This window comes from Fructilactobacillus sp. X2R5C3, assembly GCF_059901325.1.
In genome coordinates this window covers 51,379-75,000 of sequence record NZ_JBWXUY010000004.1, presented here as the reverse complement: position 1 = coordinate 75,000, position 23,622 = coordinate 51,379, and the positions used below count along the sequence as shown (strand labels likewise).

Below are 23,622 nucleotides of genomic sequence, written 5' to 3'. Positions count from 1 at the left end.
TAATAAAAAAATAATGCCAAGTGGCATTATTTTAGTAAATTACATCATTCCGCCTTGCATACCGATCATGGCTGCAATGGCTGCGACGATCATCTTGAACAATCCCATTACGATGAATGCAACGATGATTCCAAAGGCAATTGTGAATGCCATTTGCATTGATGATTTCCAGGCTGCCTTGTCTCTACCACCGAGGAACTTGTAGAACAACCATGCTAGAGCGATTAGAATGATCAAAATTACAACTAATGCAACAATTGAAATGATTAAACTTTCTGTACCCATTAATTTTCACCTCACAAACATAAGATTATATATATTTAGCATGAACTTTTAGGGATAAATGTGCAAACATATTACTTAATTTTGAAGGAATCTATAAGAATCTTAAAATATGCTTACGGTAAGTCATTTTAGTAACTTTTTGGTGTCGACGGTGCTATCTTAGCAGTTGAAACATCATAAAAATATCAAGGGAGCTCTTCAAAGATGAAAATGAAGAAAACATTATTTACGTTAGCTGCCGTAGCTAGTGTGGGATTGGTACTTACTGGTTGTGGAGAAAGCAAGAGTAGTTCTAAGTCCAGTTCGTCATCAAATATGTCGAGTAGCAGTAGCGAAAAAACAATGAGTAAAAAAGACATGAAGGAAACCAAGGGCGATAAGTCAATGGACATGAATATGCCAATGAAGCATAAGATGAATCTTCCCACTGACTTAGCTGCCGCTAAAAACCCTAAGTTTAAGGTTGGTTCTGAAGTTAAACTATCAGCTAACCACATGAAGGGGATGAAAGGTGCTAAGGCTAAGGTTACCGGAGCATATGATTCACCACTTTATGTCATCGATTACAAACCAACCGATGGTAAGGCTGAAGTTAAAAATCATGAGTTCGTTACAAAAGACCAACTTAAGGCTGATAAACAGGGTGCTACCTTGAAAAAGGGCGAAAAAGTCACCGTTGAAGCTGACCACATGAAAGGGATGAAAGGTGCTCAGGGGAAGATTGTTAAAGTTTGTGACGGTCCTGCCTATGCTGTAACCTTCAAACCAACTAATGGTGGAAAAGAATACGTTAACCATCAATGGGTTAGCCAAACTGAAATGAAAAAATGCTAATTTAAATTAGTTCAAAAATACTAGGACATTGTCCTAGTATTTTTTTATTTTAGATGAAGTTGTAACCGATGGCACCAATTAAACCAATAATCGCGGCAATTAAATACCACGTAGTCTTCTTGTTTTTGCCGAACATGCCCCATAAGAGTTCATCAATAAAAACGATTAAGACCGTGATTAGTAAAATATTGAAGTGGGCGAACATGATGGCAATTACCAGGGCAATGCCACAGATGAGATCGTTAATGTTTCGTAGAACGTTGCGTTTGTTTTTCATTTTTTCTCCATTAATAGTAGTTTGAAGTTTAATCAGTGATACTAATCATATTACTTCAAATGAGTTTTAGATAACATCACCTGAAACCAAAAAAATTCCTTAGCCCATCCAAGCTAAGGAATTTCTTATAGGTACTGTGATTTTTTGAGTGCTTCTTGAAGAGCTTTAGGACAAACGTTAATGGTTTCGGTGACCTTTAAGTGGTTGTTACTAGCGGCCTCCACGATTTTGGCAATGTCATTAACAGCCATTTTACCCTCTAGGGCATAAGCAATGTGGACAGCAAATTCGTAAAAGTTATGAGAATCCTGCATCTCCATTTGCACGGTATTGTATAGTTTTTGATCATTTATAAAAACATCGTTTCCAGTACAATGAATCATAAGCACGCCTCCTTTATTATCTTATAATAATTATAATTAAATAAGTTGAATAATCAAATAATAGGATTATAGTTCATCAAAATTCACGAACACTGAGGGAATTGGTAAACGGGAATTGTTGAGTGACCGATATCCCGTGCCGCAATTAATTGATTTTTTTATTTATGTGCCTTAGCCCTTTGATTGAGCTAATCAGTATGTGATAATGTAAACGTAAGAAAATCTTAATATTTATTTAATTGGAGGAACTAGTATGGATGAATGTCCTAATTGTCATTTTAATAACAAGCCGGGCGCAAAGTTTTGTGTCAAGTGTGGAACTAAGTTGACTGACAACAGTCAAACAAGCAGTAACAAGGTACATAATGAAGCAAAAAAGCAGCAACATCCCCGTAATTCACAGGCTGACGTTTCTAACGGATTAACCAGCGTGTTTAATTATTTTATTGAATCAATTAAACATCCAGTCAAATATGAGGCTGCTAGTGAGAAGTATCTGGGATATATCTCGCTTGGAATCTTCGCCGTTTTGACCTGGCTAGTTTCGTTTATTTTAGCAATGAGAATGAAGAGTGGACTGGCATCTGAATCAGTTCCATACTCACTTATTCATAAGATGGATGGCGTCATTAACACGAGTGTTATGGGACTAGGACTGATTATTGCCGTAATCGGTCTGTTAGCTTGGATTTTAGGCTATGTCGGAGTTCACTTCATTATGAACAACAATATGAGCCTTAGTGATTATACGAATGAGTACGGTAAATTTTTAAACGTTGGAATTATTTTACTGTTAGTGGGTTTGCTTCTATCAGCCGTCATGCCCGCTGGAATTTTATTTTTAATTGGTCTCTACGTGGTCGACTTGGCCATCACCATTTCGGGTTGGGCGTTAATTTATGAAATGCTCTTTTCTAAGAATTTTGGGTCGATTGATAGTTTCTATGTTTTATTGATTGTAACGGTTATCGTGGCAATCATTTCCGCTGTCCTAGTAGCTATTTTGGGTAATAGCCTGGGCTCTCAACTTCAAACGCTGACTCAAGAGATCATTAACAACTTTGCTGCTAACTTTGGGCAGGGATACTAGGAGGAGTCAAAATGAGTGAAGAAGCGTCTTTTTGTCCCAATTGTGGACACCGAATTAATGCAAATGATGAGTTCTGCCCCAATTGTGGGTATAAACTAACTCCTAATGGATCACCAAAAGGTCAAGCAGGACCAAGTCGCAAGACATCAGGGAGTCGGCCCCTGCGTCAGACAAGTAACGTTAATCGTCCGCGAAAGCAAAAGAAGATGAAACCACTTACTAAAGTGATTTGGGTAATTGTGGTGGTCTTGGTAGTGGTACTTATCGGTGGTTACTTCTTTGGAAAGAATTACTATTCAAAAGCTAATCAAGTCGACCGGGTCATCTCAGCGATTAAGAATGATCAGGAAAAGAATTTAGCCAATGTGTCGGAAACAAACGACCCGAACTTTAAGATTAGTGGGAAAGCGATGAAGCCAACCATTAATTATTATGCTAGTAATAAGGACCAGTTATCAAAGCTTAGGAGTCAGTTCATGCGCGATAACGATAATCCGGTGACCGACAGCCTGCAATTTAAGCAGGAGGGTAACACCTGGTTAGTTTTCCCTAAGTATAAACTGATGGTCAAACCCATTTATTCTAGTATTTCCACTAACCTGAATGGCGTCTCGTTGAGTGTGAACGGCAAGCAAATTACCAGCAACATGGGCAGTCAAAAGGCTAAGAAGATTGGGCCACTTGCACCAGGCCTTTATAACATTACTACTGCCGGAAAAGTCAATGGCCGTGAATTGCACAATAATGGTCAATTCGACTGGATTGATGGTGCCAGTTCAGCGTCCTTACCACTTCGAATTATCACCTTTACAGTGAAGGGGCAACCAGGATCAGACGTGTTGATTCAAAACAAGAAGGTTGGAACGATTGGTGACAATGGGAGCTTTAAGCTTTCTGACTACCCATTTAGTACGAACATGAACGTTCAAGTTCAGATGAAGGGCAAGTCCGGTAAATTAATTCAGAGTAAACCCTATAATTTAAAAGACAGTGATAATAACAACACGATTGAACCGAAGTTTGATGGGATTGCCACGAAAGATCAGGCTGATCAGGTCTTGAATCCGCTCTGGACTCAGGTGAGTGGTGCCGGTAACGACGTTGATATTTCCCATTTCTTTGACGGTGGAAATGGTAGTCCCGCTTGTCAGGATATGCTTAAGATGGTCAAAAGTTATAATGACAACGATAAAATTGAGTCATTTGAAACTAGTGAAAGGACCGAGTCGGTAGCACCTTATGATAGTGGGGAGACGCAAGTCACTTATCAGGTTGATTATACTTTCGATAACAATGACGACGATGACAATAGTTCGGTTCGTCATCAGACGTTTGAATACAATGCCATCTTGGTCAAAAATCCTGGCGGTGATGATTCTGATGATCTTCCGTTTATTATCAAGAGTAACCAGTCAGTTAAGAAAGTATCGGATAGTACCGATAACGATTAATAGTAATTTAGAAAAGAAACGAGCATTCTGTGCTACGTTTCTTTTTGTTTGGTGTATGTTATGATTTCCTCAATATTATAAAAGGATGGAAATTAGATTGGCAGAAAAACGTAAATCACATAAATTCTTGGCCTTTTTACTCGTGTTGGAAATTATCATCGTGATTGTGGTCGGAGTTTCCGGGACAAAGTATTATTCAAAAAAAGCCAGTGGTGACCGCTTGATGAATGCCCTGCGTAATCACGAACAAAAGCAGGTGATTGCTGGAATCAAAATTGACGGGCAAACGGGTACTCCAAGTGAAGAGGCCCTTCAACCCCTTGTTAACGATTTCGATCAAAATTCCGAAGCAGTTAATCGGCTCAAGATGCAGATTAACGGTGAGAAAGTGGCTGAAAACAACTTGGTTTATAAACAAACGGGGAAGAATTTCCTGGTATTTCCACGTTATCAACTGGTAGTTAAACCAATTGATCCTAAAATTAAGACCAATCTTTCAGAAGCCAACGTGACAATTGATGGAAACAAGGCAGGTAAAACGGATGGTAATGGGGAGCTGAACGTGAAGTCACTCATCCCGGGAGTTCATCAGATTGAGGCGACTGCCACGGCTGGTGGTAAACAGCTTAAGACTTCCAGTCAGTTTAGTCTGATGAAGTCATCTGATATGGCGCACCTGACATTTAACGTGGTTTCGTTTGGGCTTCAAAGTGTCCCAAACGCCATCGTCTACGTTGACAATCATCCGGTTGCTCAAATTGGTGAAAACGGCAAGGCGAAGGTCAATAATTTACCCATTGGTGATGATTCATCAATCTGGGCCACTCTGAGTGTTGACGGCAAACCAATGAAAAGTGATGTTCAGTACCTCGGGATGAAGAATAATCACTCTGAGATCAAACTCCCGTTTAAAAAGCTCGTTGATAAAAAGGCAGCAACTGGTCTGCTTAAAACCGTGTGGGAGCCACTGAACCATGACGTTTTTGACGAAAAGTCAGCTGATCAAGTTCAGTACGACCAAAACTTTGTTGGAGGAAAAAGTAACCCAGCCTATAATCAGATGATTACGATTGCGAAAAAGGATCATGAACCAGATGTTAAAAATCTTCAAATTAAGGTAAACGTTAAAAAGGTTACAAGTACGGGTGAGGGGAAAGCCACCGTTGACTTTGCGGTTCAAACTGATTCAACTAACGATCAGGGCCAAAAAGCGTCAAAAACGACCAATTATCGGGCTGATGTTAAACAAGATGTTAATAATCAACTCAAACTTAAGGGTCTGGATGAGGTTAAATAAAAAAAGGAAACCAATTATGGCTCCTTTTAGTTGACGTTTGCTTTAATAAATTTGGCAATGATTTCGGCCATCATTTTGTAAGTAGTCGAATTAGGGTGAAGACGATGGTCATGCAGTCTTGTTCTATAATTATCGTCGTCGACAATGGTCGGTGCCACCTTACGCCAGTTTAGGTATGGAATGTTATTTTGGCGGTAGACGGTGGTTAAGCCGCAAAGGAGCTGCCCAAACGTGTAGTGGGCAAGTCCCTCAATGTTGTAGTTATCGGTGCCACCATCGAAGCGGTTCAATGGAAGGATTCCCAGAATTTGAATGGACGGATTTTCGATCTTGATTTGCTGGATGTTTTCATTTAACATCCTTTTAACGACTTCTAAAGTATCGTAGCGGTGGGCAAAATCGTTGGTACCATAAAAGATCGTGGCGATGTCGTAGTCACCAAAATTGTTGTGGCTAACCTGATAGGTTAAGTCCAGCTCACAATTTCCGGTAATGGTACCGGCATTCTGGCCCGCGTTTTTGATGAAGTTAAATGGTAAAATTTGACCTAAATAATAGGGCCAATTGTGCACTAAATCTTTTTCTCCGTCAAAACCACGAGTTAACGAGTCACCTAATAATATGATGTTGTCTTCATTAATTGATTTCATTTTTTAAACCTCGGTTGTGAATTGTGATACTATCATTTTACTGCTAAGTCAATTGACATGGGCATTTTATTATTGCATTATAGAATATAATTAAATTTTATTAAGTCGCATGGGAGATGAAAACGTGAGTTATAAAAGGGTAATTGTTGTGGATTTAGCATCACTCGGATTACGCTCGGACAATGAAGCAGAACAACTTAACGCTTCAAGCGATAACATCCTTTCACACGTTTTGAATCAATCCTCAAAGTCAGATTTACCATCGCTTCGGCGGTTGGGCCTTTTTAACATCTTTTTTGATGGGGAGCGTTCTTCATCAGATGAAGTCAATCCCGAGGGCGCTTACGGATTAGTTCGAACTAATTCCGTTGTTAATCGACCCGCATCCGGACTGCGAGAAATGTTTGATTGTGCCGTTAATTCACGTGTGTCAAGCGTCTTTGAAGAGGTTTATAAAGCGGAAAAGAGTTCCGTGATCATTTCCCGGTTTGTGGAATATCTTCAGGTTCAGGACTTTTCCAGACGGATTCAGGTACCCGATAATACCTCTGCTTTTGTTGAATTAAATCATCAGCTGGAAAAGGTTCGGAGCGGTTTTATTTACGTTCAAGTTCCAGATCTTCAGACCTCCGCTATGGAGGGTGATTTGGATCAATTTTCATCGGAACTGAAGAAAGTTGATGTCATGTTATCAGAGTTGATGGATTCTTTAGAGGATGATGACTTGTTGATTGTTACCTCAAGTCGAGTTGGTGATTCACAAACCCAGGATGGATTATCGACTTACAAGATTTTACCAGTAATGTTGTATGATAACCAATCAACTGATCGCCACATTGAAGATGTTAATAAAGTAAGTGTGATTGGCGGAACGGTTCTAGATGGATTAGGAATCCTTGATCGAGTAAAACGACCATCAATAAGTCTACTTCCATACTTAAAAAAAGAGACAGCTTAGGCCGTCTCTTTTTTGATTGCTTTTAAGCTGAAGCAGCTAATTCAATTATGCGTGTGGTAAACTTGACTAATAACGACGGATTTAAAACGGAGGGATATTATGCAAAAAATTATTATGGACATGGACCCAGGAATTGACGATGCAGCAGCTTTGTCAGTGGCACTCAATGAGCCAAAATTGGGTGTGGACTTGGTGACCACCGTCGCTGGAAACGTAACGGTTGATAAAACGACGATTAATGCCCTTAAAATTATTAATTTTTTTCATGATGGTGAGCGGGTCAAAGTCGCTAGTGGGGCCGCAAATCCCTTAATAAAGCCGTTTGAAGATGCAGCTCGGATTCATGGTGAATCTGGGATGCGCGGTTATGATTTTACGGGTGAACTGCCAGAGCCATTGAAAATGACCGCGGTGAAAGCCCTTCATGACCACATTATGGACAGTGAAGAACCAGTCACGTTGGTCGCAACAGGATCTTATACCAACGTTGCTCTCCTACTGTCTGAATATCCAGAAGTAAAAGCCAAGTTAGTGCAGATTGTTGCCATGGGCGGAGCACTTGGACGTGGTAACATGACCAGTGCCGCTGAATTTAATGTCTTTACTGACCCTGATGCGGCCAAAATAATGTATCAAAGTGGTGTTTCAATTGTGATGATTGGACTTGATGTGACCAAGAAGGCTCTTCTTACTAACGAAACTTTAGCTGAAATTAAGGAAATGAATCGAGCGGGAGAGATGCTCTCTGCCATTATCACTAGTGATGGGGATCAAAGTAATGCAGGCGTGGCCATGCACGATGTTAATACGATTTTCTACCTGTTACACCCAGAATTACTTACTACTGAAGAGATGTGGATTGATATTCAAACTACTGGACCCGCCAATGGCGCCACTGTTGGTGATATTCGTGGTGCTTATCATCATGGTCAAACCAATGCTAAGGTTGCCGTTGACATTGACGCCCAAGCGTTTAATGACTGGTTTAAGTCTGAAGTTCAAAAGATGCCAGATTAAACAGAACGGGGTAAATTTCTCGGTGACTTTTTTCCTTTTTTTGGTAACGAAATCTTTAAATTTTCGTTATAATGAATAAAGGGTCTAATTTAAATTGGTTTAACTTTAATTAGTTTCCAATTGTTTGTTTTACATAGGAGAAGTAAATGAATCCAGAACAATTTAAAGCGGCATTGTTAAAACACAATGTCTCACTATCGGACTTTCAAGTAGAACAGTTTAAAAAGTACTACGAACTCTTAGTGTCCTATAATCAAAAGGTGAATTTGACGACCATCGTTGAACGTGACGACGTGTATTTAAAGCACTTTTACGATTCACTTACTCCCGTTTTTTACATACCAGAGCTTAGAGAATCAAGGTCAATTGTAGACGTTGGTGCGGGGGCAGGGTTTCCGTCAATCCCACTTAAGATTATTAATCCCGATTTAAAGGTCACCATCGTGGACTCACTTAATAAGCGGATTGTTTTTTTGAAACAACTAGTTAGTGAACTGGGATTGACTGACGTGCGCCTTGTTCATGCTCGTGCCGAGGAATTTGGTGGAAAGCGGTCAAATGATCGCGAACAATTTGATTTTGCAACCGCACGGGCACTGGCGCGGTTGAGTGTGATGTCTGAGTTGTGCCTCCCACTGGTTAAGATCGGCGGCAAGTTAATTGCGTTAAAGGCCGCTAGGGCTCCTGAAGAACTGAAGGGAGCTCAGAAGGCAATTACAACTTTAGGTGGTAAAGTCGAAAGTGACTTTGAGTTTAAATTACCGGAAAACGATGAAGTAAGAAATATAATTGTCATTGATAAAGTCACCAAGACACCAAAGAAGTATCCAAGAAAAGCTGGAACTCCAAATAAGGATCCGATCAAGTAAGAAGGAGGGAACAACATGGGAACCGTTATATCGCTTGCAAATCAAAAGGGTGGCGTTGGTAAGACCACGACTGCTGTTAATCTGGGGGCTGACCTAGCCACAAAGGGCAAGAAAGTCCTGCTGGTTGATGCCGATGCCCAGGGAAATGCCACTAGTGGCGTTGGTCTTAGTAAGCAAAAAATTAATAAAGATATTTATGATGTTTTAGTTAATGAAGAGCCGATCGAAGACGTTATTCTACATTCAGCTCATCAAAATCTCGATATTGTTCCTGCTACCATTCAATTATCTGGAGCAGAGATTGAGTTGACCCCCATGATGGCGCGTGAGACTCGATTGAAAACGGCACTTGAGAGTGTCTCTGACAAGTACGATTACATTTTAATTGATTGCCCACCTTCTTTAGGATTAATCACGATTAACGCTTTTACTGCCAGTGATTCGATTTTGATCCCGGTTCAGTCTGAGTATTACGCCTTAGAGGGACTGAGCCAATTACTTAATACCATTGGTTTGGTACAGAAACACTTTAATCCCAACCTCAAGATTGAGGGAGTGTTATTGACTATGTTTGATTCCCGTACTAATCTTGGAGCACAAGTCAATGGTGAGGTTAGAAAGTTTTTTAAGGATAAGGTGTACACCACCGTCATCCCCAGAAACGTTCGTTTATCGGAAGCTCCCAGTCATGGACTGCCGATCATTGACTATGATGCCAAATCAAAAGGCGCCAAAGTATACATGGAATTGACAAAGGAAGTGTTAGCTGCCCATGACCAACAAAAATAGTAAGGGATTAGGACGTGGAATTGAAGCATTGTTTAAGGACAATGACGTTAATAGTAATGACGAAGCAGTTGTTGATCTTGACCTAACCGAAATTTCGCCTAATCCTTATCAACCAAGAAAGAAATTTGATCAGAAGGCTCTTGACGATTTAACCCAGTCCATTAAAGAATCAGGAGTTTTTCAGCCAATTATTGTGCGCCACGATGTCGATAATCATAATTACCAGATTATTGCTGGTGAACGTCGATTTCGGGCATCTAAAGCTGCCGGGAAGACCAAAATTCCGGCAATCATTCGTGATGCTACCGAAGAGCAAATGATGGAAATCGCTGTAATGGAAAACTTACAGCGTGAGGACCTTAATCCACTAGAAGAAGCTCAAGCGTACGATACTTTAATGACGAAACTGAATTTAACGCAAGCACAAGTTTCAGAACGCTTAGGCAAGAGCCGCCCTTACATTGCCAATTATCTTCGTTTGCTGGGGTTGCCACAATCCGTTAAGGATATGCTGCAAAAAAAGCAACTTTCAATGGGGCAGGCACGGGCCCTTTTATCAGTCAAAGAAAAATCACAACTTTTGAATTTAGCTGCTAAGGCTAAGGATGAAACCCTCACGGTTAGACAGTTAGAAAAGTTAATTGCCAAGGCTAATAAGGCTCACTCAACCAAGAGTAAACGAACATTGAAAAAGTCCAAGTCTCCCTACATTAAGGAGAGTGAGGACCAGCTTCAAGATAAATTTGGAACTAAAGTTTTGATTAATGAGACCAATTCTAAGCTTGGTAAGGGACAAATCCAGATTGATTACATGTCAAACGAAGATTTGAACCGAATTTTAGACCTATTGGATATTCATCTCGACTAGGGAGGATATTTTTATGTATGGAATGCATGATATCGTTGCAATGAAGAAACAGCATCCCTGTGGCACCAATCGATGGGAAATCATTCGAATGGGAGCTGACATTAAGGTTCAGTGCATGGGATGTGGTCACATTGTGATGATCAGTCGACGACAATTTGAGAAACGTTTGAAGAAAATACTAGAAAAACACGAAGAAATTAATTAAAAGAGGTAAGCAGGATGTCTTTAACAGCGGGAATCGTTGGGTTGCCGAACGTTGGTAAGTCAACACTTTTTAATGCCATTACTAAAGCTGGTGCTGAAATGGCTAACTATCCTTTCGCAACGATTGATCCAAACGTAGGAATGGTAGAAGTGCCAGATAAACGGCTGGACCGGATTCAGGAGTTAATCCCGGCTAAAAAGGTGGTACCAACTACTTTTGAATTTACCGATATTGCGGGGATTGTAAAGGGTGCTAGTAAAGGTGAAGGGCTTGGAAACAAGTTTCTTGAAAACATTCGTCAAGTGGACGCCATTGTCCACGTTGTTCGGGCTTTTGATGATGACAATATTACCTCAGTTACGGGAACCGTTGACCCCATTGGCGATATTGAAACGATCAACGTCGAACTTGGAATTGCTGATTTAGATGCCGTTGATAAACGAATTGGAAAAGTTCAAAGAGCAGCAAAGGGTTCAGATGAAGCCAAGGAAGAACTAGATGTTTTAAACAAGATTAAACCAGTACTTGAAGATGGCGGAGCTGTCCGCGATATTGATTTTGATGAAGATGAGCAGAAGATCGTTAAGGGATTGTTTCTTTTGACTTCTAAACCCGTCTTGTATGTCGCTAACATCAGCGAAGAATCGATGGCTGATCCAGAAAGTGACAAGTACTTTAAAATGGTTAAAGACTATGCTCAAAAACACGGTGCGCAGGCAATTGGAATTGCGGCAGAAACCGAGCAGGAAATCGCTGAACTAGGTGATGATGATAAAGCTGACTTTCTTGAGGCTGAGGGGGTTAGTGAACCCGGTCTAAATAAGTTGATTCGTGCTTCATACAAATTACTTGGGCTCGAAACCTTCTTTACTGCAGGTGGCAAAGAAACGAAGGCGTGGACCTTTAAAAAGGGTACTAAGGCACCTCAAGCCGCTGGAATTATCCATTCTGATTTTGAACGGGGCTTTATTCGAGCTGAGATTATGTCCTTTGAAGACCTAGATAAATACGGAAGTGAAAATGCCGTTAAAGAGGCCGGGAAATTGCGGGTTGAAGGTAAGGATTACGTCATGCATGATGGAGACATTGCAGAATTTAGGTTCAACGTCTAGGAGGAAATTATGAGCGAGGAAGATAATCGAAAACGAAATGCTAAAGCAAAACAGCATCAACATCACTCAAACACTAAGATTGCTGAACGAGAACAATTTGATCACGTTGGTTTGACCAAGAGAAATGCTGAATACATGTATAAATTTAAGCAGGAACTTTCGGAAACCAAATTGGAACCAGAAAAGCAAGCTGCTCAGATCAGTACGATGGTAAATGAACTAAAAAAGGCCCAAAAGAGTGGGGTGACCGCAAAGAATCTGTATGGAACGGTTGCTCAAAAAGTGCAGGTTACGGTTCACCCACCAAAGAAACCCCAAAAGATGACGCCCATCACCTACGTGATTGATGCCACGTACAACTTTTTGTGGTTTTTGGTCCTGTTCTGTTTCTTGTACGCAGCCATGTTCTTCATTAATTCCTCGCAAGCATCAAAGGGTGGTGTAATGGGGATTACTGGAATCTTTGTTTCCTCGATTGTTGCTGGTGCAGGGATGCCACTTATGACTAACTTGTTTGCTCCGGGAGTAAAACATAAATATAATGGCATCATTCGAGCTTTGATGATGGTTCTATTGTTCGCAATTTGGATGCTAGTCTTCTTTGGTGGAACGTATATTCCAAGAGTAATTAACCCGATTACCAGTCCGATTGTTGATGCAGTGATTGGTGTAATTGGAATTGCGGGAATTTTGTACATGCGTCATCGTTTCCCAATTACCAATGGACTATTTACCGGGAACCGAAATTAATTAATGAATCGTGGATCAACTGGTCTACGATTTTTTTGATGTGAAAGTTTAAATGTTTATAATATTAAAACAATTTTGGTTAATCTCTGTTTTCAATCTGATAAACTGAAAGAAAATAGTGAATTCGAGGTAATTAAAATGAAAATTTTAGTTGTTGATGACGATAAAGAAATCGCACAATTATTAGAAATCTACATTAAAAACGAAGGATACGAACCAATCTCAGCCTATAACGGTAGTGATGCATTATCACTTTTGCGCACTGAGCCAGACATTGGCTTGGTAATTTTAGACATCATGATGCCGGAAATGAGTGGGATTGATGTTATTAAAGAAATCCGTAAAGACTCCCAGATTCCGATCATTGTGTTGTCCGCCAAAACGGCTGATATGGATAAAATTCAGGGATTGGTTTCTGGAGCTGATGATTACGTCACCAAGCCATTTAACCCATTGGAAATCATGGCACGGGTTCGTTCCCTGCTTAGAAGAAGTCAAAACGATGTCACTAAGGACAAGCCTGACATTTTAAACGTGGGTCCACTGACTATCAATAAGGATTCACACGAAGTTAAGACGGAAGACGGCAAAGAAATCCAGTTAACCGCTCTGGAGTTTGGTATTTTGTACCTTCTTGCCAGCCATCCTAACCGGGTCTTTTCAGCTGATGAGATTTTTGAGCGCGTTTGGAAACAAGAAAGTATCATTTCAGCTAAAACCGTCATGGTCCACGTCAGTCATTTACGTGACAAGATTGAAGAAGCCACTGGCGGTGAAAAAGTGATTCAAACCGTTTGGGGCGTCGGCTACAAAGTGGAAGCATAAATAATAAGAGGAATCTTGAGTTTGAAATTAACGACGAAAGAAAAAACTGAATTATTTGTTGAAGGAGTAGTTACTTTAATATTATTACTCCTTTTAAACTTGGCGATTACCGTGATTATCACTGAATCAATCGAGAGTAACCCGGGTCTAAGGGACGGAATCTTCATCATTAAGCAGTCGGTGACCTTTGGCCCGATGCATTTTCGACTACTTAGCTGGGAGAATCTCTTCATCATTGCTATGGGCGTGATCGATGTCATTATTATTTACTGGCGGTTGATTCGGCGCTATCATCAAATGCAACTCCGCCACATTATTTCGGAATTGCATTACATTGCGAACGGGCATTTTGACCATCGAATTCCCTTTGAATTAAAGGGAGATACTGAGCGGGTCATTCAAAGTATCAACGCGCTTGTTGATAGTGTCATTGAATCCATGAATGATGAGCGAGAGGTGGAAGCTTCAAAGGACAAATTGGTCACTAGCGTTAGTCATGATTTAAGAACGCCACTAACTTCAATTCTGGGGTACCTTGGTCTCATCGAAGACGGTCAGTATCAAAATGAAGACGACATTTTAAAGTATTCACATATTGCTTATTTAAAGGCGCAACAAATGAAACAATTAGTGGATCGGCTTTTTGAGTATGCTAAGGCGGGCGACAAGTCTAAGCCTTCGCAAAAAATTGATAACATTGATGTGAATGCGCTATTAGAGCAACTTCAGACCTCATTTAAACTTGATGCATCTAAGCACAAGATGACGATTGAAATGAAGCCACTCAAGCATGATATTTCGATCAAAGCCAATGCGGAGTCGTTAGGTCGGGTATTTAATAATCTGATTTCGAATGCTTTTAAGTATGGAAAGGGTGGACGTCATATCTATCTTTCTGCTAAGCCATTTAGTAGTGAAGGAGTTGAAATTATCGTTTCAAACGATGGCGAACAGATCCCTAAGGGGTCACTAGATCACATCTTTGATCGTTTTTACCGGGTTGAGGAGTCACGAAACACCAAAACTGGTGGAACTGGCCTAGGACTTGCCATTGTTCGTGAGATTGTCACCAATCAGGGAGGTTATATCAACGTTTCTTCAACGAAAAAATTAACCGCGTTTAAGATTTACCTTCCGTTAGATGTTAAGCATCCATTACGGAAAAATAAACATGTGATAGGAGAGAAAAATGCAAACCAAGAAAAGTAATCATAGTGGTCATCAATTTCTCGTTTCATTTTTAATCATGACGTTAGCGCTCGTTTTAATGATTCCAGAGACCTTGGCAAAGGCTAACTCGAACGAAGTCGATAGTAAAGCTGCCATTGCAGTGGACGCTAAATCAGGACAGATTATTTATCAAAAAAACGCTGCTAGAAACCTACCGGCAGCCTCGATGAGTAAGTTACTCACCGCATACATAGTTCAAAAACGAGTTCATGATCATCAATTGAAATGGGACACTAAGGTGGATATTTCACCTGCAGTTGCCAAATTAAGTACCAAAAAAGGGTTTACCAACGTTAAATTAGAGGCCCATAAGAAATACACGGTAAGGGCGCTCTATTCAACGGCCCTGATTGGTTCAGCTAACGCGAGTGCGATGGCGCTTGGTGATAAAATCTCTGGTAACAGTGAGAATTTTGCCAAAACCATGCGAATAACTGCCAAAGAATTGGGAATTAAAGACGCCAAATTCTATAATGCCTGTGGTCTGACTAACAAACAGGTTGCACCGATGAATTTACCAAGGGTGACTGGCGATTCTGAAAATGAAATGTCAGCAAAAGACACGGCAATCATCTCTTCCAAAATTATTTTGCAGTATCCTGATGTTCTAAAAACCACTAAGAAAACGCAGTATACCTTTGGTGATACTGATAAGAAACCGCAAGAAGTTGTCAAGACCTCTAACGAAATGTTGAAGGGACAACGATATTACGATCCAGCCTTAAACGTTGATGGTCTAAAAACGGGAACTTCTAAGAAAGCGGGCGAAAACTTCGCGGGGACTTTAGATAATCACCATGGTCACCGCATTATCACAGTAGTTATGGGTGCTAAGCCTAATCAACGGTTTATCGTTACTAAGAACTTAATGGAACACGTAATCAAGAATTATCGCCCCATGGAGTACGATAACGATCAATTTACCGAGAATCATCTAAAGGTGATTAACGGGAAAAAACGGTCGGTTAAAGTCAAGATGAGCAAACCAGTTACCCTGTGGGGCAAGGTTTCTCAACCAAATGAATTTAGCGACCAAATTATACTTGATTCAAAGCATGCTAAAGACAATGCGGTATCAGCTCCTGTGCTTAAAAATCAGGAAGTTGGAACGAATCAGGTTGGATTTAAAAATCAGAAGGTGGAATTTTTAAATCATGATGGTGGAAAAGCACCAATCGTTACCTGCCAAAGCGTTAATAAGGTTGGCTTCTTTTCGAGATTGTTCCGTGAAATTGTGGAATTTTTCTGATAATTACCATTAGAACAAAATTATGGTTTGTTATTTTGCCATTTTTTCTTATAATGAACAATGTACGCAAAAAGTTAATTAATTTTTTTAGGTTATTTATTCAAGAAATCAAGTGGAGGATTTCAATTGACAAAATTAGTACCGAATCCTAATGAACCTACTTGGAAAGCCAATTTCAAGGTCTCGTTTCCCTTAGACTTGAGTTACATTCCAATTGGTTTGGCGTGTGGGATTTTGCTACACGCCGCGGGATTTAACACGTTTAACACGATTTTGGTATCACTACTGGTTTTTTCCGGTGGTGCCCAATTTTTGATCGCATCCATGTTAACCATTAATTCACCACTTCTAACGATTGTGTTGATGCTGTTTTTCCTAGAGCTGAGATACGCATTATTAGGATCGAGTCTTTCTAAGTATCTTCACGGGCAGAACACGCTCTTTACGTTCTTTTTTGCCTGTTCTTTAAATGACGAAAATTACGCTGTGAACTATTTAAAGTTTTCAACTGACAAGAAATGGACCCCGAAGGATGCGTTGCAAGTAGAACATTTTACGTTATTTTTCTGGACCATTAGTAACTTAGTGGGGAGTTTAATTGGGTCAGCTCTTACAATTGATCTAACCGTGGTGCATTTCGCACTCACAGCGCTCTTCTTGTATATGATTGTGATGCAGTTAAAGGATTTGCTAAAAGTGTTTATTGCACTTTTTGCTGCTGGCCTTGCGATCTTCTTCTTAGTGTTAACTAAATCAACACTTGGATTAGTTGCGGCGACGTTAGTTGCATCGTTCATCGGTTTCTTGCTTGATAAATACTTTCGGAGTCGAAAACGGAAGACCAACAAGAAAAGTATTTTTCTTAAGACGTTTAAAAACCCTGCGGGGACACCGAAGGAATAAGTTGGGAGAATTGTTATGAAATGGGATGCGATGCAACACTTTCTGTTAATATTGCTGTGTTTTTTGGTTGCTTTAGCTCCAAGATTTATACCATTAGCATTTTTTAGAAAGCGCAAAATTCCAAAGTGGTTTACCGAATGGATGGAATTTGTACCAATTTGTCTGTTTACTTCACTGGTAGTAAAGGATATTTTTATTAATCAGTCATATGCCTTTTCGATTAGTGGTCAGGGACCAGAGTTAATCGCTGCTGTGTTGGTAATTGGGATTGCCTACTGGACCCGATCTATGCTAGTTTCAGTGATGGCAGGACTAGCGGCGGTGTTTCTGTTAACGTTTGTCCTTTAATGAATATTTGATAATAAAAAGACGTAACTTTAATTGATGAAGTTACGTCTTTTACTATCTATTATATTAAGTTATTTGTACATGTAGTCACGGGTCATTGGAAGTGATGCACCAGCCGGTCCCTTTGAAATGAGGTACTGCATGACATCGATATTTCCAACCTTAAATGAAGCGGCACAGGCTTGAAGGTACAAGTCCCACATGCGGCAGAAACGTTCGTCAAACATATTTTCAATTTCTTTTCGGTGCGCATTGAAGTTTTTGTCCCATGTTTCCGTAGTCTTCTGGTAGTGTCTTCTTAGTGATTCAAGATCGTAGATTTGCATGCCATTATCAATAATATGGTCTAAGTTTTCGGTCAAACCAGGGATGTAACCCCCAGGGAAGATCCACTTATTTAACCAACCATTGATCGCACCACCCTGTTGTCTGGTAATTCCATGGATGAGGGCGTTTCCGTTTTTCGCTAAGTGGTCTGAAACGACCTTGAAGTATTCATCAAGATTTTCTTTCCCAACGTGTTCAAACATTCCAACAGACGTGATGTAATCCCACTTTTCTGACTTTGGTAGTTCACGGTAATCTTGAAGGCGGACTTCAGCGACGTCTTCAAGACCGTACTTTTTGATCTGTTCGTTAACGTAGTCGCATTGTTCCTGACTAAGAGTCACACCAGTAACCTTTAGGTCGTATTCTTTAGCGGCAACTAACATTAAAGTACCCCAACCACAACCGATATCTAAAAGAGTACCACCAGGCTGTGGGTTTAGTTTCTTGATGATGTGATGAACTTTATTCATCTGAGCATCGTACAGGCTATCTTCTGGACTTTCCCAGTAACCACATGAATAGGTCATGGTCTTATCCAGCCAAATTTTGTAGAATTCATTTCCGATGTCATAATGCTTTTGCACATCTTTTTTACTTGCCGCTTCTGAATGAGAAGACTTTGGTAGCCACTTAATGAATTTCTTGTTGTGTAAGAAACTGCTATTATCCAGGTAGGCTGCTGCAACTAAATCTTCTAAAGAAATCCCTTCAACAGTGATTACACCATCCATGTATGCTTCACCTAAAGCGATTGAAGCATTACTGGTAATATCTTTAATTGGAATTGCCTTGTGGATGGTAATGTGAGCTTTAGGCTCACCCTTACCATAAGTCTTGGTAGAACCATCCCAGTATGTTACCTTTAATGGAATATTAAAACTGTGTTTGATAAATTCACTGTAAAACGTCTTTTCAAGCATATAAAAACCTCTCTTTAATTCAATAGTTATATGGCCATTATAACCTTTTTTTGTGAAACTCGTAAAATAGACTGACATGAATTTTAACAAATTACATTAGATGCTATAATAAAAATATTACGTATTACTATTAAAATTGATTTGAGTAAAGTGTTAAATACGAATTATGAATGGAGAGGGGATGGATTAAAACCAAAATGGAGAATTTAACCAATTGGTGGCAAAAATTTTTAAATAACACAAAATTAAGACGGGCAGTGGTCTTGTTGCTAATTGTCGTTGTTCTGTATCTCTGTCGCTCAATGATGACCACCATTCTTTTGACCTTTATCTTTACGTTATTAATAACCAAGCTAGTACTTTGGATTCGGGCCCGGATTAAGATTCCGATTCCAATCTTGGTCATTGTGATTTACTTATTAATTGTGGGAGCCATCGTACTGGTAAGTGTCCTGTACCTTCCCCAGATTGCTGAGCAGGGAGTTGAAATAACCAAGACGCTAATTACCTTTTATGAAAGTCCCCATTCGATTAAAAACCCGGAATTACGTTCATGGGTTTTATGGTTACTAAAGAACTTTAATGTACCAAACCAGATTAAGGGAAGTATGAACCTAATTTGGAGTTACATTACAAGCATTGGTTCAACTGGGATTGCTATGTTCCTGTCACTACTTTTGAGTTTCTTTTTTACCTTGGAACTTAAGCAGGTGAAGCGCTTTTCTAAGAAGTTTTTAACCAGTACCTTTGGGTGGTTCTTCTCGGATATCCTGTTTTTCGCGAAGACTTTCGTCAAAACCTTTGGGGTTGTGATTGAAGCCCAATTCTTTATCGCAATCTGTAACACGACCATTACCACGATTTGTTTATGGATCATGCAAATTCCACAGCTTTTGATCTTAGCTGTCATGATTTTCTTCTTGAGCCTCATTCCGGTGGCTGGGGTTATCATTTCGTTAATCCCTCTAACCTTGATTGGTTATACTGTAGGTGGATTTAGATACGTGGTATACATCTTCATTATCATTATGTTGGTTCATCTACTTGAAGCATACGTGTTAAACCCCAAGTTCATGTCGGCTAAGACCGAGCTGCCCATCTTCTTTACGTTCGTAGTCCTCTTGGTTGGTGAACACATCTTTGGGACGTGGGGATTAATCGTTTCGGTTCCTGTTTTCACCTTTTTACTGGACGTCTTGGGAGTCCAAAACGTTGATGAAGTGGCGAGAAATCGAAAACCAGGTTGGTTTAGTAAGATCAGTAAGTTAGTGAAAAAAAGTTTTAAATGATGTAAAATGAGTTAGTATAAAAACAAAAGAGGGGTAATTACAATGGCTAAATTAGTATTTGTTAGACACGGCCAAAGTGAATGGAACTTATCGAACCAATTCACTGGTTGGGTTGACGTTGACTTAAGTGAAGAAGGAGTTAAGCAGGCTAAAAATGCGGGTAAATTAATTGCTGAAGCAGGAATTCAATTTGACCAAGCTTACACTTCAGTTTTAAAGCGTGCCATCAAGACTTTAAATTATGTGTTGGATGAAAGTGACCAATTATGGATTCCAGTTTTGAAGTCTTGGCGTTTAAACGAACGTCACTATGGTGCACTTCAGGGCCAAAATAAGGCGGAAGCTGCTGAAAAATTCGGTAAGGAACAAGTTCACATCTGGCGTCGTTCATACGATGTTTTGCCTCCACTTTTGGACGCAAATGATGAAGGCTCAGCTGCCAAAGATCGTCGTTATGCTGACTTAGATCCAAAGGCGATCCCTGGTGGTGAGAACTTAAAGGTTACTTTGGAACGAGTTATTCCATTCTGGCAAGATCACATTGCTCCTAAATTGTTAGACAACAAGAATGTGATCGTTGCTGCCCATGGTAACTCTCTTCGTGCTTTAACTAAGTACATTGAAGGAATCTCTGATGAAGACATCATGAACGTTGAGATTGCTACTGGTCAACCAATTGTTTATGATATTGACTCTGACTTAAACATTTTAGACAAGGTTAAATTAGGCGAAAATAAATAATTTAATCTAAACCAAAAGACACCCCCTAATTAATTAGGAAGTGTCTTTTTTGTATCCATTAATGTGATTTTACTACCACGATCGCTTACTTTGATAATAACCGATTTACTGGGGTCGTCTGAAAGAGGTCCCATATTAATGCAGTAGTCGTCATTTTTAGTTTTAACGTATTGAACCCGATCAAGGATTAATTTTTTAAAAACTTTACTGATTTCTTCGTGACGTTTTGCCTTATCTACTGCCGTGGCTAAAGTAAAGCCGGACTCTAGATAGGATTTGATTAATAAAACGGTTACTAGAGTATAGATGCTATATCGCTTGTTTTGATTTTTATGAACTGGTAAAGAAGTAATGTATCCTCGCTGCTCCCAGTAGCGAATCTTACTTTGGGAAAGACCGGAGCACTTGGAAATATCACCAATGCCAACCGAAATGTTATTTTTTTTGATGATTTTTCCGAGTCGTCCGTTGAGGTCAGCTACTTCTTGATCATTCTCATTTTCCAAGGGTTTACCTACTTTCTATGCTTAATCAAACTCGATGAATTCATTAAATAATACAATACTAATTATATGTAAAATAATGCACGTGTCAATTAAATTGACATAAACATCGGATGGTTGTATAGTAGTTGGTGTTGTAATTTTGAGCAAATATTAATTAATTAAGCTTTTGAAAGGGGCATATATAATGCATAATATTCCTGCTGTTGATGCTAATGGCAAAAAGTATAATCGAACCATGTTTGTCATTATTCTTTTGGTTGGAACTTTTTGTACGGTTTTAAACCAAACCATTTTGTCAACGGCTTTTCCAACATTAATGCGTGCCTTTAATGTTAATACCTCGACCGTTCAGTGGTTAACCACCGGATTTATGATGGTTAACGGAATTTTGATTCCAGTTAGTGCCTGGTTGAGTGGACGTTTTAACACTAAATGGCTGTACTTATCAGCAATGATCATCTTTGAGATTGGAACGGTGGGGTCATGGATAGCTCCAAGCTTCTGGTTTTTATTTGGATCACGTTTGATTCAAGGTGTTGGAGTTGGTATTGCCATGCCATTACTTCAGACTATCATGTTGTCAATTTTTCCAGCAGAAAAACGGGGCACTGCCATGGGACTTGCTGGAATCGTCGTTGGTTTAGCGCCTGCCATTGGACCAACTTTGTCTGGATGGGTGATTGATACTTCATCTTGGCGAAATTTGTTTGGGATTATTGCTCCCATTGTTGCCATAGTCATTGTTTTAGGACTGTTTTTTGTTAAACCAGTTCTTCCAACTAAGAAAAGTAAGCTAGATTATCTCTCATTAGTTTTGTCTACCATTGGTTTTGGTAGTTTACTTTATGGATTCTCGTCAGTTGGAAATGACGGTTGGGGCAGTCCAACTGTCATTTGGGGATTAATTATTGGAATCATTTTTATTATTCTCTTTGGATGGCGTCAACTGGTCATGAAGAACCCGTTCTTGAATTTAAATGTTTTCAAATCACGTGAATTTCGACTTGGAACCATTGTCAGTGCGGTGGTCTTCATGGGAATGGTCGGAGTTGAAATGGTCTTACCTCTCTACTTACAAATTGTTAGAGGGATGAGTGCTTTTCATTCCGGATTGACTCTATTACCCGGAGCACTTTTAACCGGATTTATGAGCCCAATTACTGGAAGACTATTCGATAAGTTTGGGGCCCGTCGTTTAGCAATGGGTGGATTGTTCTTATTGACGGTTGGAACTTTTCCATTTTTGTTTTTAACAAAGGATACTCCAACCATTTACGTTGTTATTTTGTATGCGATTAGAATGTTTGGGGTGGCAATGTCCATGATGCCAGTAACGACATCTGGAATGAATGCTCTTCCAGTTTCTGAAATGGGGCATGGAACTGCTGCTAACAATACCTTTAGACAGGTTTGTGGATCAATTTCAACGGCCGTTATGATTTCAATTCTAGCCAACGTTACTACCAATAATATGCCAGCAAAACACTTACTTAAAATTAATCCATTGGCATATCGAGCTGGAGCAATTAACGCTAATTTGAAAGGATACATGGCAGCCTTTGGAGTCGCATTCTTAATCTCATTAATTGCCTTTCTTTTGACGTTTGCGTTGAAAAAGGGTCATGTTACTGAAGATCCTGTTTTTGAAAAGGGAGGTAAAAAATAATGATATTTATCTTACTAATTATTTTTGTAATTGCCTTTTTCTTAACGTGGAATTTGATTGCTAATAAAAAAGTGGCAACCTCTTTAGGCCTTATATTTGCTGCTTTGATTATCATTACGATTGGTCTAATGATTGCCAATTACCACAATCACTTTGGGATGGAAAAGAAGACCACGGTTAAGACCACTTCGTTTACATCAGTGAACAATCAAGCCAACATGATATTGTATAAGAAGATTGGTCAGACTAATGATAAAGTTGTGATCTACAAAAAGAATGCAAATCAAAAGAAGCCAACCGTAACACCTGCGATTGACACTACGAATGAAATCAAACCAGGTGGCGATTCAAACAAACTGGTTACGAAGCAACAAGATTGGGTCTACAAAAATAAATTTTACAAAGTCTTCTTCATGTTTGCTCAAAAAGAAGCCTTTATTAAACGTACGAATACCTTCCACGTAAAATCCGGTTATATGGTATTCACACCTGAACAAGCTAAAGCATTTGGGAAGGCCATGAAACAAGAGGCTGCTCAAATGAAGCAGTCACAACAAGGTCCTGAAGCTCAGCAACAGATGGCCGCTTCTGGGAAACAGTTTGTATCAGCTAAGATACAACAAGCTATGGCCGAAAATCCAAAGATGTCACCAAAGGACCAAGCTAAGCTGCAAAAACAAGCAGAGAATGAATTTAAGGCGCAAATGCAGAACAAAGCTAAAAATCAGATGGAACAAAAGGCAATGGAACAAGCTTTAAAAGTTAACTAGATAAAAAATG

Annotated in this window: 27 protein-coding genes; 21 read left to right on the top strand and 6 right to left on the bottom strand. The window is 39.6% G+C overall.

Translation table 11 applies throughout. The features are described 5' to 3' along the window. Positions 1 to 39: 39 nt before the first annotated feature. On the bottom strand, positions 40 to 285 hold the full coding sequence (locus tag AC6UDE_RS06355; RefSeq protein ID WP_500694037.1) for a hypothetical protein: 246 nt from the start codon (positions 283 to 285) through the stop codon (positions 40 to 42). Between the two features lie 210 nt (positions 286 to 495). Here AC6UDE_RS06355 and AC6UDE_RS06350 point away from each other — a divergent pair, with 210 nt between their 5' ends. Beyond that, entirely contained in the window at positions 496 to 1,119 is a 624-nt protein-coding gene (locus AC6UDE_RS06350) for a YdhK family protein (RefSeq protein WP_500696948.1), read from the top strand. A 49-nt stretch (positions 1,120 to 1,168) separates the two neighbouring features. Here AC6UDE_RS06350 and AC6UDE_RS06345 read toward each other — a convergent pair whose 3' ends face one another. Next, on the bottom strand, positions 1,169 to 1,396 hold the full coding sequence (locus AC6UDE_RS06345; RefSeq protein WP_500694035.1) for a hypothetical protein: 228 nt from the start codon (positions 1,394 to 1,396) through the stop codon (positions 1,169 to 1,171). A 125-nt stretch (positions 1,397 to 1,521) separates the two neighbouring features. Further along, positions 1,522 to 1,779 carry a hypothetical protein gene (locus tag AC6UDE_RS06340; RefSeq protein ID WP_500694034.1) on the bottom strand — a complete coding sequence of 86 codons (258 nt, stop codon included), beginning with the start codon at positions 1,777 to 1,779 and terminating at the stop codon, positions 1,522 to 1,524. Positions 1,780 to 2,032: 253 nt separating this feature from the next. Here AC6UDE_RS06340 and AC6UDE_RS06335 point away from each other — a divergent pair, with 253 nt between their 5' ends. From AC6UDE_RS06335 to AC6UDE_RS06325, 3 genes are all read left to right on the top strand, one after another. Then, the gene (locus tag AC6UDE_RS06335; protein WP_500696947.1) at positions 2,033 to 2,869 is read left to right on the top strand and encodes a DUF6574 domain-containing protein; all 837 of its coding nucleotides are present in this window, start codon (positions 2,033 to 2,035) and stop codon (positions 2,867 to 2,869) included. Between the two features lie 11 nt (positions 2,870 to 2,880). After that, positions 2,881 to 4,320, top strand: a complete 1,440-nt coding sequence (locus tag AC6UDE_RS06330; protein ID WP_500696946.1) for a zinc ribbon domain-containing protein — start codon at positions 2,881 to 2,883, stop codon at positions 4,318 to 4,320. A gap of 97 nt (positions 4,321 to 4,417) precedes the next feature. After that, positions 4,418 to 5,617 carry a zinc ribbon domain-containing protein gene (locus tag AC6UDE_RS06325; protein WP_500696945.1) on the top strand — a complete coding sequence of 400 codons (1,200 nt, stop codon included), beginning with the start codon at positions 4,418 to 4,420 and terminating at the stop codon, positions 5,615 to 5,617. Between the two features lie 26 nt (positions 5,618 to 5,643). Here AC6UDE_RS06325 and AC6UDE_RS06320 read toward each other — a convergent pair whose 3' ends face one another. Next, positions 5,644 to 6,267 carry an SGNH/GDSL hydrolase family protein gene (locus tag AC6UDE_RS06320; protein WP_500696944.1) on the bottom strand — a complete coding sequence of 208 codons (624 nt, stop codon included), beginning with the start codon at positions 6,265 to 6,267 and terminating at the stop codon, positions 5,644 to 5,646. A 124-nt stretch (positions 6,268 to 6,391) separates the two neighbouring features. Here AC6UDE_RS06320 and AC6UDE_RS06315 point away from each other — a divergent pair, with 124 nt between their 5' ends. The 13 genes from AC6UDE_RS06315 (at position 6,392) to AC6UDE_RS06255 (ending at position 17,390) form a co-directional block, all read left to right on the top strand. After that, positions 6,392 to 7,225: an alkaline phosphatase family protein gene (locus AC6UDE_RS06315; RefSeq protein WP_500694029.1), complete on the top strand. Its 834-nt coding sequence runs from the start codon at positions 6,392 to 6,394 to the stop codon at positions 7,223 to 7,225. Between the two features lie 99 nt (positions 7,226 to 7,324). Beyond that, positions 7,325 to 8,242, top strand: coding sequence for a ribonucleoside hydrolase RihC (gene rihC / locus AC6UDE_RS06310; protein WP_500696943.1), 918 nt, complete (start codon positions 7,325 to 7,327; stop codon positions 8,240 to 8,242). A 146-nt stretch (positions 8,243 to 8,388) separates the two neighbouring features. Further along, complete coding sequence (gene rsmG, locus AC6UDE_RS06305; RefSeq protein ID WP_500696942.1) at positions 8,389 to 9,111, top strand: 16S rRNA (guanine(527)-N(7))-methyltransferase RsmG; 723 nt, start codon at positions 8,389 to 8,391, stop codon at positions 9,109 to 9,111. Positions 9,112 to 9,126: 15 nt separating this feature from the next. Then, positions 9,127 to 9,900: a ParA family protein gene (locus tag AC6UDE_RS06300; protein ID WP_500694026.1), complete on the top strand. Its 774-nt coding sequence runs from the start codon at positions 9,127 to 9,129 to the stop codon at positions 9,898 to 9,900. Continuing rightward, the gene (locus tag AC6UDE_RS06295) at positions 9,884 to 10,768 is read left to right on the top strand and encodes a ParB/RepB/Spo0J family partition protein (RefSeq protein ID WP_500696941.1); all 885 of its coding nucleotides are present in this window, start codon (positions 9,884 to 9,886) and stop codon (positions 10,766 to 10,768) included. The genes AC6UDE_RS06300 and AC6UDE_RS06295 overlap by 17 nt, the downstream gene beginning before the upstream one ends. 13 nt (positions 10,769 to 10,781) lie before the next feature. Next, positions 10,782 to 10,973, top strand: coding sequence for a DUF951 domain-containing protein (locus AC6UDE_RS06290; RefSeq protein WP_500696940.1), 192 nt, complete (start codon positions 10,782 to 10,784; stop codon positions 10,971 to 10,973). Between the two features lie 14 nt (positions 10,974 to 10,987). Next, the gene (gene ychF, locus AC6UDE_RS06285; protein ID WP_500695788.1) at positions 10,988 to 12,085 is read left to right on the top strand and encodes a redox-regulated ATPase YchF; all 1,098 of its coding nucleotides are present in this window, start codon (positions 10,988 to 10,990) and stop codon (positions 12,083 to 12,085) included. Between the two features lie 9 nt (positions 12,086 to 12,094). Then, the gene (locus tag AC6UDE_RS06280; protein WP_500695787.1) at positions 12,095 to 12,835 is read left to right on the top strand and encodes a DUF1129 family protein; all 741 of its coding nucleotides are present in this window, start codon (positions 12,095 to 12,097) and stop codon (positions 12,833 to 12,835) included. 138 nt (positions 12,836 to 12,973) lie between these two features. Next, positions 12,974 to 13,660: a response regulator transcription factor CroR gene (gene croR, locus AC6UDE_RS06275; protein ID WP_500694021.1), complete on the top strand. Its 687-nt coding sequence runs from the start codon at positions 12,974 to 12,976 to the stop codon at positions 13,658 to 13,660. Positions 13,661 to 13,681: 21 nt separating this feature from the next. After that, positions 13,682 to 14,869 carry a sensor histidine kinase gene (locus AC6UDE_RS06270; RefSeq protein WP_500695786.1) on the top strand — a complete coding sequence of 396 codons (1,188 nt, stop codon included), beginning with the start codon at positions 13,682 to 13,684 and terminating at the stop codon, positions 14,867 to 14,869. Next, positions 14,850 to 16,139 carry a D-alanyl-D-alanine carboxypeptidase family protein gene (locus AC6UDE_RS06265; RefSeq protein WP_500696939.1) on the top strand — a complete coding sequence of 430 codons (1,290 nt, stop codon included), beginning with the start codon at positions 14,850 to 14,852 and terminating at the stop codon, positions 16,137 to 16,139. The genes AC6UDE_RS06270 and AC6UDE_RS06265 overlap by 20 nt, the downstream gene beginning before the upstream one ends. Positions 16,140 to 16,265: 126 nt before the next feature. After that, positions 16,266 to 17,042, top strand: coding sequence for an AzlC family ABC transporter permease (locus tag AC6UDE_RS06260; protein ID WP_500696938.1), 777 nt, complete (start codon positions 16,266 to 16,268; stop codon positions 17,040 to 17,042). 15 nt (positions 17,043 to 17,057) lie between these two features. Further along, positions 17,058 to 17,390 (top strand): AzlD domain-containing protein, encoded by a 333-nt coding sequence (locus tag AC6UDE_RS06255; protein ID WP_500694018.1) that lies wholly within the window; start codon positions 17,058 to 17,060, stop codon positions 17,388 to 17,390. Positions 17,391 to 17,461: 71 nt separating this feature from the next. On the opposite strand, the gene AC6UDE_RS06250 is transcribed toward AC6UDE_RS06255, so the two are convergent. Further along, complete coding sequence (locus AC6UDE_RS06250) at positions 17,462 to 18,640, bottom strand: class I SAM-dependent methyltransferase (RefSeq protein ID WP_500696936.1); 1,179 nt, start codon at positions 18,638 to 18,640, stop codon at positions 17,462 to 17,464. A 197-nt stretch (positions 18,641 to 18,837) separates the two neighbouring features. Between AC6UDE_RS06250 and AC6UDE_RS06245 the strand changes: the two genes are divergently transcribed. Beyond that, positions 18,838 to 19,929, top strand: a complete 1,092-nt coding sequence (locus AC6UDE_RS06245; protein ID WP_500694016.1) for an AI-2E family transporter — start codon at positions 18,838 to 18,840, stop codon at positions 19,927 to 19,929. A 42-nt stretch (positions 19,930 to 19,971) separates the two neighbouring features. Continuing rightward, positions 19,972 to 20,670: a 2,3-diphosphoglycerate-dependent phosphoglycerate mutase gene (locus AC6UDE_RS06240; RefSeq protein ID WP_500694015.1), complete on the top strand. Its 699-nt coding sequence runs from the start codon at positions 19,972 to 19,974 to the stop codon at positions 20,668 to 20,670. A gap of 29 nt (positions 20,671 to 20,699) precedes the next feature. Here AC6UDE_RS06240 and AC6UDE_RS06235 read toward each other — a convergent pair whose 3' ends face one another. Further along, the gene (locus tag AC6UDE_RS06235) at positions 20,700 to 21,176 is read right to left on the bottom strand and encodes a MerR family transcriptional regulator (protein WP_500694014.1); all 477 of its coding nucleotides are present in this window, start codon (positions 21,174 to 21,176) and stop codon (positions 20,700 to 20,702) included. Positions 21,177 to 21,360: 184 nt separating this feature from the next. Between AC6UDE_RS06235 and AC6UDE_RS06230 the strand changes: the two genes are divergently transcribed. Beyond that, the gene (locus tag AC6UDE_RS06230) at positions 21,361 to 22,842 is read left to right on the top strand and encodes an MDR family MFS transporter (RefSeq protein ID WP_500694013.1); all 1,482 of its coding nucleotides are present in this window, start codon (positions 21,361 to 21,363) and stop codon (positions 22,840 to 22,842) included. After that, a complete protein-coding gene (locus AC6UDE_RS06225) occupies positions 22,842 to 23,612 on the top strand; it encodes a DUF4811 domain-containing protein (RefSeq protein ID WP_500696935.1) in 771 nt (256 codons plus the stop codon). Before AC6UDE_RS06230 ends, AC6UDE_RS06225 begins: the two co-directional genes overlap by 1 nt. Positions 23,613 to 23,622: the final 10 nt, after the last annotated feature.

Coding starts and splice junctions, on each gene's coding strand:
- AC6UDE_RS06355 (WP_500694037.1), bottom strand. CDS start 285: ATGGGTACAGAAAGTTTAATCATTTCAATTGTTGCATTAGTTGTAATT.
- AC6UDE_RS06350 (WP_500696948.1), top strand. CDS start 496: ATGAAGAAAACATTATTTACGTTAGCTGCCGTAGCTAGTGTGGGATTG.
- AC6UDE_RS06345 (WP_500694035.1), bottom strand. CDS start 1,396: ATGAAAAACAAACGCAACGTTCTACGAAACATTAACGATCTCATCTGT.
- AC6UDE_RS06340 (WP_500694034.1), bottom strand. CDS start 1,779: ATGATTCATTGTACTGGAAACGATGTTTTTATAAATGATCAAAAACTA.
- AC6UDE_RS06335 (WP_500696947.1), top strand. CDS start 2,033: ATGGATGAATGTCCTAATTGTCATTTTAATAACAAGCCGGGCGCAAAG.
- AC6UDE_RS06330 (WP_500696946.1), top strand. CDS start 2,881: ATGAGTGAAGAAGCGTCTTTTTGTCCCAATTGTGGACACCGAATTAAT.
- AC6UDE_RS06320 (WP_500696944.1), bottom strand. CDS start 6,267: ATGAAATCAATTAATGAAGACAACATCATATTATTAGGTGACTCGTTA.
- rihC (WP_500696943.1), top strand. CDS start 7,325: ATGCAAAAAATTATTATGGACATGGACCCAGGAATTGACGATGCAGCA.
- rsmG (WP_500696942.1), top strand. CDS start 8,389: ATGAATCCAGAACAATTTAAAGCGGCATTGTTAAAACACAATGTCTCA.
- AC6UDE_RS06300 (WP_500694026.1), top strand. CDS start 9,127: ATGGGAACCGTTATATCGCTTGCAAATCAAAAGGGTGGCGTTGGTAAG.
- AC6UDE_RS06295 (WP_500696941.1), top strand. CDS start 9,884: ATGACCAACAAAAATAGTAAGGGATTAGGACGTGGAATTGAAGCATTG.
- AC6UDE_RS06290 (WP_500696940.1), top strand. CDS start 10,782: ATGTATGGAATGCATGATATCGTTGCAATGAAGAAACAGCATCCCTGT.
- ychF (WP_500695788.1), top strand. CDS start 10,988: ATGTCTTTAACAGCGGGAATCGTTGGGTTGCCGAACGTTGGTAAGTCA.
- AC6UDE_RS06280 (WP_500695787.1), top strand. CDS start 12,095: ATGAGCGAGGAAGATAATCGAAAACGAAATGCTAAAGCAAAACAGCAT.
- croR (WP_500694021.1), top strand. CDS start 12,974: ATGAAAATTTTAGTTGTTGATGACGATAAAGAAATCGCACAATTATTA.
- AC6UDE_RS06265 (WP_500696939.1), top strand. CDS start 14,850: ATGCAAACCAAGAAAAGTAATCATAGTGGTCATCAATTTCTCGTTTCA.
- AC6UDE_RS06255 (WP_500694018.1), top strand. CDS start 17,058: ATGAAATGGGATGCGATGCAACACTTTCTGTTAATATTGCTGTGTTTT.
- AC6UDE_RS06250 (WP_500696936.1), bottom strand. CDS start 18,640: ATGCTTGAAAAGACGTTTTACAGTGAATTTATCAAACACAGTTTTAAT.
- AC6UDE_RS06245 (WP_500694016.1), top strand. CDS start 18,838: ATGGAGAATTTAACCAATTGGTGGCAAAAATTTTTAAATAACACAAAA.
- AC6UDE_RS06240 (WP_500694015.1), top strand. CDS start 19,972: ATGGCTAAATTAGTATTTGTTAGACACGGCCAAAGTGAATGGAACTTA.
- AC6UDE_RS06230 (WP_500694013.1), top strand. CDS start 21,361: ATGCATAATATTCCTGCTGTTGATGCTAATGGCAAAAAGTATAATCGA.
- AC6UDE_RS06225 (WP_500696935.1), top strand. CDS start 22,842: ATGATATTTATCTTACTAATTATTTTTGTAATTGCCTTTTTCTTAACG.